Origin of the sequence: Bacillus sp. V59.32b (assembly GCF_003429085.1) — a bacterium.
Taxonomy (GTDB): domain Bacteria; phylum Bacillota; class Bacilli; order Bacillales; family DSM-1321; genus Peribacillus.
Genome location: NZ_QVTC01000014.1, coordinates 85,755 through 97,592, shown reverse-complemented (window position 1 = coordinate 97,592; position 11,838 = coordinate 85,755). Strand labels below are relative to the sequence as shown.

At 43.8% G+C, this 11,838-nt stretch carries 9 protein-coding genes; all 9 read right to left on the bottom strand.

The window, feature by feature from the left end; all coding sequences use genetic code 11:
- Nucleotides 1-40 precede the first annotated feature (40 nt).
- The 9 genes from trmFO to D0463_RS04015 all read right to left on the bottom strand — a co-directional run bounded on the left by trmFO (nucleotide 41) and on the right by D0463_RS04015 (nucleotide 11,732).
- Entirely contained in the window at nucleotides 41-1,348 is a 1,308-nt protein-coding gene (gene trmFO / locus D0463_RS04055) for an FADH(2)-oxidizing methylenetetrahydrofolate--tRNA-(uracil(54)-C(5))-methyltransferase TrmFO (RefSeq protein ID WP_117305361.1), read from the bottom strand.
- Nucleotides 1,349-1,584: 236 nt separating this feature from the next.
- Nucleotides 1,585-3,660, bottom strand: a complete 2,076-nt coding sequence (gene topA / locus D0463_RS04050; protein ID WP_117305358.1) for a type I DNA topoisomerase — start codon at nucleotides 3,658-3,660, stop codon at nucleotides 1,585-1,587.
- A 238-nt stretch (nucleotides 3,661-3,898) separates the two neighbouring features.
- Nucleotides 3,899-4,780 carry a DNA-processing protein DprA gene (gene dprA, locus D0463_RS04045; RefSeq protein WP_117305356.1) on the bottom strand — a complete coding sequence of 294 codons (882 nt, stop codon included), beginning with the start codon at nucleotides 4,778-4,780 and terminating at the stop codon, nucleotides 3,899-3,901.
- A gap of 98 nt (nucleotides 4,781-4,878) precedes the next feature.
- Nucleotides 4,879-5,781: a succinate--CoA ligase subunit alpha gene (sucD, locus tag D0463_RS04040; protein ID WP_117305354.1), complete on the bottom strand. Its 903-nt coding sequence runs from the start codon at nucleotides 5,779-5,781 to the stop codon at nucleotides 4,879-4,881.
- Between the two features lie 18 nt (nucleotides 5,782-5,799).
- The gene (gene sucC / locus D0463_RS04035) at nucleotides 5,800-6,960 is read right to left on the bottom strand and encodes an ADP-forming succinate--CoA ligase subunit beta (protein ID WP_117305351.1); all 1,161 of its coding nucleotides are present in this window, start codon (nucleotides 6,958-6,960) and stop codon (nucleotides 5,800-5,802) included.
- A 354-nt stretch (nucleotides 6,961-7,314) separates the two neighbouring features.
- Entirely contained in the window at nucleotides 7,315-8,382 is a 1,068-nt protein-coding gene (locus D0463_RS04030) for a DUF871 domain-containing protein (protein ID WP_117305349.1), read from the bottom strand.
- A 66-nt stretch (nucleotides 8,383-8,448) separates the two neighbouring features.
- The gene (locus D0463_RS04025) at nucleotides 8,449-9,810 is read right to left on the bottom strand and encodes a PTS transporter subunit EIIC (protein WP_117305346.1); all 1,362 of its coding nucleotides are present in this window, start codon (nucleotides 9,808-9,810) and stop codon (nucleotides 8,449-8,451) included.
- A 31-nt stretch (nucleotides 9,811-9,841) separates the two neighbouring features.
- A complete protein-coding gene (gene murQ, locus D0463_RS04020) occupies nucleotides 9,842-10,726 on the bottom strand; it encodes an N-acetylmuramic acid 6-phosphate etherase (protein WP_117305343.1) in 885 nt (294 codons plus the stop codon).
- A 148-nt stretch (nucleotides 10,727-10,874) separates the two neighbouring features.
- Entirely contained in the window at nucleotides 10,875-11,732 is an 858-nt protein-coding gene (locus D0463_RS04015) for a MurR/RpiR family transcriptional regulator (protein ID WP_117305341.1), read from the bottom strand.
- Nucleotides 11,733-11,838 lie beyond the last annotated feature (106 nt).

Sequence of the window (11,838 nt, the reverse complement as noted above, 5' to 3'; positions counted from 1 at the left end):
TCTAAATAGTATCACACTTTAAAATCCCAAGCAAATTATTTTACAAATTCTTCACAAAATTCCGAATTGTTTCTAGCGCACGGTTAGCATGCATTTCATTGCGTTCTTGCTTACCCTTTATTTTCACGCCTAATTCAGGGAATAAACCGAAATTAGCATTCATAGGCTGAAAAGTTTTCGCATTCGTCGATGTGATATAACGTGCCATGCTTCCTATTGCCGTTTCCGCAGGAAAGCTTACCGGGTCGTGGCCCTGTGCCACCTTTGCCGCGTTAATTCCCGCAACCAAGCCGGACGCAGCGGATTCAACATATCCCTCTACACCCGTCATCTGCCCCGCGAAAAATAAATCATCGCGGTTCTTGAATTGATAGGTTGACCGCAAAACCTTAGGGGAGTTGATAAAAGTATTGCGGTGCATCACACCATAACGGACGATTTCAGCATTCTCAAGCCCTGGAATCAACTGAAGGACTTCCTTTTGTGGCCCCCATTTTAAATGAGTCTGAAAACCGACAATATTATATAAAGTCCCTGCTGCGTCATCCTGTCTCAGCTGGACGACCGCGTATGGCCTTTTTCCCGTTTTCGGGTCTTCAAGGCCTACCGGCTTGAGCGGGCCGAATAGCATCGTCTTTTTGCCTCTGGACGCCATGACTTCAATCGGCATGCAGCCCTCGAAGAAGATTTCTTTTTCAAATTCCTTCAAAGGAACCGTTTCAGCTGCGATAAGCGCTTCATAAAAACGGTTGAACTCTTCTTCTGTCATCGGACAGTTCAGATAAGCAGCTTCTCCCTTGTCGTAACGAGATTTCAGATAAACTTTGTCCATGTCTATGCTGTCTTTTTCGAGAATGGGTGCCGCGGCATCATAAAAGTATAGATACTCTTCCTCCATGATTTCCTGCAGCTTTTGGGAAAGGTTCTGGCTGGTCAGCGGACCGGTTGCAATGACAGTGGGACCTTCTGGTATCTCGGTGACTTCTTCGTTAACGACGGTCACGTTAGGATGATTCTTCACCAATTCGGTCACTCTGCCGGCAAACTCATGTCGATCCACGGCAAGCGCTCCTCCTGCCGGGACCGAGGAGGCATCTGCGGATGATATGATCACAGAGTCAAGCAGACGCATTTCTTCCTTTAATACACCTACCGCATTCGTGAGCGTATTGGCACGGAGTGAGTTGCTGCAAACAAGCTCAGCGAATTTATCCGTATGATGGGCAGGTGTTTGTTTCACCGGACGCATTTCATATAGCTTTACCTTCAATCCGCTTTTTACAATCTGCCAGGCCGCTTCGCTGCCGGCGAGCCCTGCTCCAATTACGTTCACTGTCTTTTCTTTCATTTTACGAGCCTCCCTGTAAACATATGATAAAACTTATCGGTTTACAAATTTAGTTTACTCTCACTATTGTTTCAAAAAGCTGTCTGTACGAGAATCCTTCTATTATCTTCTCAGCAAAGATAAATTATTTAGCTAAAATAAACAGTTTGTCCACTGCACATTTTACAATACGTGTTATAAAGTTAAAAGTTTCGTGACTACACAAGCCAAAAAGGTGAGCGGATGCTCACCTTTCGTCAACTTTGCGATGCTTCTTTGTAATCACAATGCATACACTGGACTTGAACGCCCTTTTTCAGCTTCTTCTCTACCAAAGTACCCGCACATTTAGGACACGGACGCGCGAGGGGCTTATCCCATGAAATGAATTCACAGCTCGGGTAACGGTCACAACCGTAAAAAATCCGCCGCTTTTTGCTTTTTCTTTCAATGATGTTGCCTTCTTTACAATTCGGACATTTCACACCGATTTCTTTAACGATCGGCTTCGTATTCCGGCAGTCGGGGAAATTGCTGCATGCCATGAATTTACCATAACGACCCATTTTAAATACCATTGGGCTGCCGCAATTCTCACAATCCTCACCGGCCGGTTCATCCTTGATTTCTACTTTTTCCATTTCTGCTTCGGCTTTTACTAGATGAGTCTCGAAATCTCTGTAGAAGTTATCAATCACCTTGATCCATTCTACATTTCCTTCTTCAACATTATCAAATTCCTGTTCCATTTTAGCTGTAAATTCCAGATCAAGAATGTCAGGGAAAAATTCAAGGATCAATTCCAGGACAATCTCCCCCATCTCTGTCGGGACAAAGCGTTTATTATCGAGAGCTACATAGCCTCTTTTCTGGATTGTATCCAATGTAGGGGCATAGGTAGACGGACGGCCGATTCCAAGCTCTTCAAGCGTCTTTACAAGACGGGCTTCCGTGTAGCGTGGAGGCGGCTGTGTGAAATGCTGCTTTGGTTCGATGTCCTTAAACATAACCTTTTCTCCAACAGCTATATCCGGCAGCATATTTTCTTTCTCTTCAACATTATCGTCTGACCCTTCCACATATACCTTCATAAATCCGGGGAATTTCACCTTGGAACCGTTGGCACGGAAGATGACTTCACCATTTTTAAGGTCGATGCTCATCGTGTCCATTACCGCAGAAGCCATCTGGCTTGCGACAAACCGTTCCCAGATTAATTTATACAGTCTGAATTGGTCTCTTGATAAATATTCCTTTACCGAGCCCGGATCTCGCAATGTGCTAGTAGGCCGGACCGCTTCATGGGCATCCTGGGAGTTGCTTTGTTTTCTTTCTTTTCTTTCATCAACCGGGAGGAACTCCCTCCCGTATGTGTTCTCGATAAATCCGGCGGCTTCAGCCTTGGCAACTTCCGAAATGCGGGTTGAGTCGGTTCTCATATACGTAATCAGACCGACTGTTCCTTCCTTGCCGATTGCGATTCCTTCGTACAGCTGCTGCGCAAGCATCATCGTCTTCCTGGCGCGGAAGTTTAGTTTCCTAGCTGCTTCCTGCTGCAGGGATGAAGTCGTAAACGGTACGGCGGGATTCCGCTTTCTTTCTTTTTTGGAAACAGCGGCGATCTCAAACTTGTTGCCGTTTACTGAGCCGAGAACCTTTTTTGTGTCATCTTCCGAATGAAGCTCAACACGATCACCATTCATGCTAAAAAAAGAACCTTCAAACTGGTCTTTCCCTTTTATAAAATCTGCTTTGATTGTCCAATATTCCTCTGGCACGAATTTCTTAATTTCCTTTTCACGGTCAATGATCATCCTTACGGCTACCGATTGAACCCGGCCCGCGCTCAATCCTTTTTTCACTTTTTTCCATAGAAGCGGAGAAATGTTGTAGCCAACCAAACGGTCCAATACCCGTCTCGCCTGCTGGGCATCCACGAGATCCATGTTGATCGGTCTTGGCGTTTTAAAGGATTCCTTAATCGCATCCTTTGTAATCTCGTTAAAAACGACCCGGCAATCAGATGTAACATCAACATCCAGGCTATGGGCCAGATGCCAGGCTATCGCTTCCCCTTCTCTATCGGGGTCAGCCGCCAGGTAAATTTTCTTTGCTTTTTTTGCGGCCGTCTTTAATTCCTTCATTATCGGACCCTTGCCGCGAATCGTTATATACTTCGGCTCAAAGTCATGTTCGACATCAACGCCCATCTGACTCTTCGGCAAATCGCGAATATGTCCCATTGATGCCTTCACTTTATATTTTTTTCCGAGATAGCGTTCTATTGTTTTTGCCTTTGCGGGTGATTCCACAATAACTAAGTAATCTGACATTCAAATAATCCTCCTCAAGAGGTGATATAAATCTTCACTATTATTAGTCGTAAAAAATCCATTTGTCAATGCTTTATAACATTTATCGTCTATTTCAACATTTTTATTTATAAATTTCAACTAATTTGAGAAAGAATTATCAAAATAGTTTTTTTCTAGCATTATATATCGTCTTTATAAAAATCATACACGTTTTTGTGGATAAGCAAAAAGATAAAGAACTCAGGCTGAGTATGATTTATGTTAATTCCCTGCTCATTTCGGCGTCAATATCACTTGCCTGGAATACAAGCTTTGCCCCGTCCTGAATTAATAAGTGGCAGCCTAAAGAAAGCTCGCTTGTCACATTTCCAGGCAGCGCAAATATGTCTCTTCCATGTTCCAGGGCATATTCTGCCGTAATTAACGAGCCGCTGTTCCGCTTTGCTTCTATTATAAGCACACCTTGCGACAGTCCGCTGATAATTCGGTTCCGCATCGGAAACATCCAGGGCTCCGGACGCCTTCCAGGGGGAACCTCCGAAAGCAACAATCCTTTTTTCATAATCTCGAGCGTTAAAGGGATGTTTTCCTTTGGATAAATGTGAAAATGACCTCCGCCTAACACTCCGATTGTCTTTCCTTTTTCCTTTAAAGAAATTTCATGTGAAAGGGCATCGATTCCGGCAGCCGCTCCACTGATGATCACATATCCTTTATGGATAAGCGGAGGCAAAATCAAATTCAGCGCCTCTTTTCCGTACGAAGAAGGCTTTCTTGATCCTACGACACCTAAAGCGGGGCTTTCTCTCAATAAAGTTCTTTGTCCTTTTAAATAAAGCACCCAGGGCGGATCGAATATTTGCTTTAACAAAAAGGGGTAATCCTCATCCATGATCGTCATACATTCAATTTTGTTTTCAGAGTATTGTTTGGTTAGCGTAACCATATCAAGCGAGTGGAGATCTTTGAAAAACAGCTGTAGTTTTGGAGAGGTCAGAGGGAGAATTTCCTGCCATGTATTCAATGGCCAATCATAGAGATTTTGAAGCGTGGGATCGTGAGCCAGGACCTTACGGATTGATTTCCAGCCGATACCGCGGCAGTGATGCAAATGAATTAACTTTTCTCTTACGTTCAAGAAGAGATCACTCCTTTGGGGGATTTTTTTGCGGGGAATTATAAAAATGTAATACAGAAATCGCCCCTCAACTAAAATGAGGGGCGATCGCTGCGAAATTAATGAGTCTTACACTTGTCGTATAGACCTTTTTCTTTAAGGACAGAAATTAATGTTTCGCCCATTACAGATGGAGTTTCAGCCACTTTAATGTCACATTCGTTCATGACACGGATTTTTTCGTCAGCTGTCCCTTTACCGCCGGAAATAATCGCACCGGCATGGCCCATGCGCTTTCCGGGAGGTGCAGTACGTCCGCCAATGAAGCCGACAACAGGCTTTGTCATGTTAGCCTTCACCCACTCGGCCGCTTCTTCTTCAGCGGTTCCGCCGATTTCACCGATCATGATCACTGCATATGTTTCAGGGTCTTCATTGAATGCTTTTAATACATCGATGAAGTCTGTTCCGTTTACAGGGTCTCCCCCGATTCCAACAGCTGTAGACTGTCCAATTCCAGCCTGTGTTAATTGGTGAACGGCTTCATATGTCAATGTTCCTGAACGGGATACTACGCCTACATGCCCTTTTGTATGGATATAGCCAGGCATGATACCAATTTTACACTCATCCGGTGTGATGACACCCGGGCAGTTTGGCCCGACAAGGCGCGTCTTTTTGCCTTCCATATAGCGCTTCACTTTTACCATGTCAAGAACCGGAATATGTTCTGTGATACAAATGGCAATATCAAGCTCGGCATCAACAGCCTCGAGAATTGCATCAGCTGCAAAAGGAGCCGGGACATAGATAACGGAAGCAGTGGCACCGGTCGCTTCTCGTGCCTGGCTGACTGTATTGAATACAGGTACACCTTCCACTTCTGTACCGCCCTTGCCCGGAGTTACACCGGCAACGATTTTTGTACCGTATTCAAGCATTTGTTTTGTATGAAATAAAGCCGTTGAACCAGTGATACCTTGAACAATGACTTTTGTGTCTTTATTAATAAATACGCTCATTTTGGTCCCCCCTGCCTATTATCCTACAAGCTCTACGATTTTTTGTGCACCGTCTGCCATAGATTCAGCAGGCGTAATGTTTAAACCTGATTCTTTTAAGATTTTTTTGCCAAGATCGACGTTTGTCCCTTCAAGACGGACTACAAGTGGCACCTGCAAACCAAGTTGTTTTGCAGCTTCAACTACGCCTTCAGCGATTACATCACACTTCATAATGCCGCCGAAGATATTAACGAAGATGCCTTTAACCTTTGTATCGGAAAGGATGATTTTAAATGCTTCCGTAACCTTTTCAGCTGTGGCACCGCCCCCAACATCAAGGAAGTTTGCCGGATCTCCGCTGTAGTGCTTGATAATGTCCATCGTCGCCATCGCAAGTCCCGCACCATTAACCATACAGCCAATATTTCCATCTAGGGAAATATAGCTTAAGTCATATTTGGAGGCTTCGATTTCCTTTGCATCTTCTTCATCAAGATCACGGTACTCTAAAATGTCTTTATGGCGGTATAGAGCGTTTGAATCGAAGTTTAACTTCGCATCCAATGCCATTACATTGCCATCGCCAGTTACGACAAGCGGATTAATTTCTGCAATGGAGCAATCTTTTTCAACGAAAGCCGTATAGAGTCCGTTCATAAATTTAACAGCTTTATTAACAAGTTCTTTAGGGATATTAATGTTAAATGCTATTCTTCTAGCTTGGTAGCCTGTAAGGCCGACAACCGGATCGATTACTTCCTTGAATATTTTTTCCGGTGTCTTTTCGGCTACCTCTTCGATCTCGGTACCGCCTTCTTCAGAAGCCATTAGGACAACTCGGGAAGTAGCGCGGTCCAATACTAGACCAATATAATACTCTTTCTTGATGTCGCAGCCTTCTTCGATCAGTAAGCGCTTTACTTCTTTGCCTTCCGGCCCAGTTTGGTGGGTAACAAGCGTTTTCCCCAGAATTTCCTGTGCATATGTACGTGCTTCGTCAAGATTTTTCGCAACTTTCACACCACCGGCTTTACCGCGGCCGCCCGCATGGATTTGCGCCTTAACGACTACTACCTGTGAACCCAATTCCTTGGCAGCTTTCACTGCTTCATCAACAGTAAATGCCACACGGCCATTCGGAACGGATACCCCGTATTTTCTGAGGATTTCTTTCCCCTGATACTCATGGATATTCATTTCCCATCCTCCTTGTCGACTATGCGATTTGTGAAAAAATGAGTGTATTTTCAGATACTTCAAGTCCTGGTACACCATTTTTCCAGTCCAGGCATCATATAATCGCTAAATGATGTCGGAAAGTATTTTATTAGACTGCTTTTTAATTGTATAAAAAGTAAAATTGCTTGTCTACTATAACCTATTAAATTAAAAGAACTTATTTAATTTTTCTACTATTCTTCTGCAAGCGGTTTATTTTTATGTTAATATAATTATTTGCCTTTCTATTGATTAATTGATTTTGAAGTATTCTTTTAAGAGAATTCATGCAATTGATTTCCTAATATATTAAATGAAAACATGGTTTCAACGTTATTTTTCGATCAGTCTGAAGTTTGTACCTCCATTGATAAATGGAAGCAGTGGAACATCTTCATCAATCACTTTCCCAACCACGTTTACCTTTTCATCCTGCTCCAAGTCCTTAAGCACAATCTGCAATTCTCCCTCATATCTTCCATACTTATTGTTATCGATGGTAATGCAGCCTTTTGACCGGGCCACCGTGTTTACGGGCTCAAATGTATTGCCTGTCACTTGGGCCATGCCCCTTGATGTTTCTGACCGGATAACATCCCTGGCCTGGTCCCATCTGTTTCGATGGTCGGCCTGGAGCGTTCGATTCGTCGCTTCATCGGTTTGAAGTTTTTTGTACCTGATTGGAATGAATCCTTTTTGGTAGGATGAAAACTGAGACATGGTGTCATTAATTACGTCCAGGTCACCAATAAGGACTTTATCAATATGGCCATTGTTTTGCAGATCTAATGCCGCTTGAAACGGGGATATATGCCTATGCTCTTCGAGTGTTGGCAGCCCCTGAAACAGCGGCCCTCGTAAATCTTTGTTCCCCGGTATAAAAGCCATCACGGTGAATCCTCTTTCCTTCAGCCATAGGTTTCTCTGGATGAAGCTTTCTCTATCGAGTCCTGTTTCCGGACGCGGATAGAAGTTATGCCATGCTTCTGTTTGGGAAAGGTCGATGTTATGTTCCTCCAATTCCAGTAAAAATGCTTTATTAATCGTGCTGGCATTTAGCGAAATTTTCATTTTTCTTGATAATTCTGCCATCACCTTTGAAGGAATGCCATAATCCATCCGCAATCCCGTTACGCCCAGTAAACGGATCTCCGGAATTTTTTCATACGTATAGCCGAGGTTCTTCAGAGTGGCCGGTGAAATATCGGCCATTAATTCCATATCATATTCTGCCGCCTGCTTTCCTAACGCTTCCAATAGAACCTTATCCTCTTCTGAAACATCTTCCGGAATGTGGAGTGAGGTAAAAATCGACCTGAATCCTGCTTGGGACATATTTTTTATATAATCCCCCTGTGACGAATGGCTGAGTTTACCTAGATAAACGGATATACCAAGCAAATTAAACACCCTTTCTATTATTCTCCCACAATGGAAAAGGAGAGAATTTCTTCTCTCCTTTGTCCATTATTTCATATTATCCGCCATTTCCTCTTTAAATCCAAACAAATAAGTGAACAGAAACCCAAAGGCATAAGCAACAACCAGCCCAAGAAAATAGAGGAAATACTTATTGTCTGCAATCAAAGGAATAAGCGTCAAGCCGGATACCCCGATTCCTTCGGAAGCAGTCTTTGCAAATGCCTGGAAGGCCCCGCCCATAGCCCCGCCAAGACAGGCAGTGATAAATGGACGTCCGAGCGGAAGCGTTACTCCATATAACAAGGGTTCCCCGATTCCTAAAAACCCGACCGGCAAGGCCCCTTTAATGACATTTTTAATTTTCTTATTTTTCGTTTTAACATAAACAGCGATCGATGCGCCAACCTGGCCCGCGCCGGCCATGGCAAGGATCGTAAGAAGCGGGGTTACACCTGTTGTGGTTATGAACTCCAGATGGATCGGCGTTAACCCGTGATGGAGACCGACCATGACCAGCGGGAGGAATGTTCCGGCCAGGACGGCTCCTGCAACCACTCCACCGACATCGAGGATTGCGTTGATTCCGGTTGTGATTCCTTCAGACAAATATCCCCCAACCGGCTGGATCACGATCAGTGTTAAGAAACCAACAAATAATACCGTGATTAATGGAGTGAAAATGATATCAACAGCATTGGGGACAAATTTTCGGACTCGCTTTTCCGTTGCGGCCATCAGCCATGCCGCGAAAATAACCGCAAACAATCCGCCCCGGCCCGGCACCAATGCTTCCCCAAACAATGTTACTGTCGCCAGTGCAGGATTAAAAACAAATATCCCGGCAATGGCACCAAGGGCAGGTGTCCCTCCAAATTCCTTCGCTGTGTTCCAGCCAACAAGCACACCTAAGTAGGCAAAAATCCCGCCGCCCATAAATAACAAAAGCTGTAACCACGTTGTTTTCTCATCAACTCCGGCATTTTTGGCAAAGTTTGCTACCCCGTTGATGATACCTGAAGCGACAAGGGCCGGAATTAACGGGATGAAGATATTTCCGACCTTGCGGAGCAGATTTTTGAAAGGTGTGTTATTTTTCGCCTTGATTTCATTCCGCTGCCTTGTGGCTATATCTCCCTCTTCGTCTGCCTCCCCGACTGGGAGTCCGGTCAGCTTGCTCATTTCGGCTGCTACCTTTGTCACAAGCCCCGGACCGATAACGATTTGAAGTGTTTCGTCGTCTATGACACCCATGACACCGTCAATGGCCTTTATTTCCGAGATATTTGCTTGATCATCGTTTTTTAATTGAAGCCTCAACCGAGTCATACAATGGGCAACACGCCCGATGTTCGAAATCCCGCCGACTTTTTCACTGATTTCTTTTGCCAAACGCTCTTCCTTTTTCATCTTTCTCCCCCGCTTTCTTTATATCTAAAGCTTATAATGCCTTTCGGACAAATCCCCCTGATTGCATCAAACGGTCTCGCGCTTCTTCTGCCGAACAATTTGTCAGGATCATGACGATAGCTGTTTTAACATCCCCGTTTGCGTCCCGGTAAAAATTCTCGGCTGTTTTCTCATCTGTTTCGGTCGCCTGCATGATGATCCTTTTTGAACGTTCCACGAGCTTCCTATTGGTCGGCTGTACATCCACCATTAAGTTTTTATACACCTTCCCAATGCCGATCATCGTCGCTGTTGAGATCATGTTCAGCACCAATTTCTGGGCGGTGCCTGCCTTTAAACGTGTGGATCCTGTCAGGATTTCACTGCCGGTCTCGATTTCAACCAAGATTTCTGCATATTTGCTGATTTCAGCATCTTTATTGCAGGCGATGCTTCCGGTAAACGCTCCTTGCTCTTTCGCAAATTTCAGCCCGCCAATTACATACGGAGTTCTTCCGCTGGCGGCAATTCCGATGACGATATCGTTCTCATTGAGATTGATTTCTGCAAGATCTGATGCGGCCAATTCCTCTGAATCTTCCGCACCTTCGACGGCCGTCATGAATGCTTCATTCCCTCCGGCAAGTAGACCTTTCACCATTTCAGGGGGTGTTCCGAAAGTAGGCACACATTCCACGGCATCCAGTATTCCTAATCTGCCGCTGGTGCCTGCCCCTAAATAGATCATTCTCCCTCCGCTTTTCAGGGATTGGATGGCCGATTTTACCAGCTTTTCAATCTGGCTTAATTCCTTTTGAATGGCAAGCGGCACCGTTTGGTCTTCTTCATTCATGACCCGCAGAATCTCGTCCGTGTCCATTTCATCTAAATTCATTGTTCGATTATTTCGGTTTTCAGTTGTTAGCTTCTCCAGCATGCAATCACCTCAAGTAAATACAAATTATGAAATCGGCCACCCTACATATTGAATACGCTTTCATTATAACGAAATAGAAATTTAAAATCAATCTACCTTTTAAAATATATGAATTTAAATTTCATATATTCCAAAAAAATCTCTCTTCTTAGCTTTTTTTATTTTTAGTTACCTGTTCTCTTGACTTGTTAAAGGAGCCTAAAACGCCTTCCCCCATCTGATGAAAGATGCTTAAATAAAGGGCATCAATGATATTTAATTGAGCCATTCTTGAAGCAATGCTGCCGATACGATGTTCTTCTTCAACATCAGGAATGCATAGCTTCAGGTCGGCTGCCTTATATAGCGGCGATTTTTTCAAAGCAGTCAAAGCAATTACCGTGACTTTCTGTTCCTTCGCAAACGCGGCCAGCTCTAAAACCTCCTTTGTTTTTCCGGAAGTACTGATCAGCATTAAGGCATCGCCCTGCTTCATTACCGACAGCAGTGAAACGGCATAATGAAAATCAGCGGATACTGTGGCGTTAAGTCCGAGTTTCATAAGTTTATATTGCGCGTCAATGGCCGGAGCATATGATCCCCCTACCCCGAATAATGCAATTTTTTCTGCTGACTTTATTCTTTGCACAGAAAGTTCAAAATCCTTTTTATCCAACGTATTCAAAGAGAGTTCAATGGCTGACTTATTGAAATAAGTAACTTTATGAAAAAGGCTTGAAGGGGTATCCTTTGATTGCAAAAGCGAAAAATCGTTTATGTTTTCCTCTGAGACAGTATTTTCTTTTGCAAGCACAACCTTAAGCATCTTAAAGCTGCCGACGCCAATCGTTTTGCAGAAGCGGACAATGCTTGCTTCGCTTGCTTCCGCCTGCCTTGCCAGTTCCTTGGTTGTCATTGTCGGAATAAAATTGGGGTGATCCATTATATACAATGCGACTTTTTTTTCGGCTTCCGTAAATTGCGAAATATTATTTTTTATTTTTGTCAGAATCCGTAATTCATTCACGCGCTAGTCCCCTTTTATTTCTTGATTTATTAGCTGCTTTTTTATTTTACCCATAACTTTTCCCTTTTCAATAGTCTTGCCACGAAGCCTATACATAGGAGAATCA

What these genes read in the sequence shown, in the direction of transcription:
- trmFO (WP_117305361.1), bottom strand. Translation starts at nt 1,348, where the DNA reads ATGAAAGAAAAGACAGTGAACGTAATTGGAGCAGGGCTCGCCGGCAGC.
- sucD (WP_117305354.1), bottom strand. Translation starts at nt 5,781, where the DNA reads ATGAGCGTATTTATTAATAAAGACACAAAAGTCATTGTTCAAGGTATC.
- topA (WP_117305358.1), bottom strand. Translation starts at nt 3,660, where the DNA reads ATGTCAGATTACTTAGTTATTGTGGAATCACCCGCAAAGGCAAAAACA.
- D0463_RS04025 (WP_117305346.1), bottom strand. Translation starts at nt 9,810, where the DNA reads ATGAAAAAGGAAGAGCGTTTGGCAAAAGAAATCAGTGAAAAAGTCGGC.
- murQ (WP_117305343.1), bottom strand. Translation starts at nt 10,726, where the DNA reads ATGCTGGAGAAGCTAACAACTGAAAACCGAAATAATCGAACAATGAAT.
- sucC (WP_117305351.1), bottom strand. Translation starts at nt 6,960, where the DNA reads ATGAATATCCATGAGTATCAGGGGAAAGAAATCCTCAGAAAATACGGG.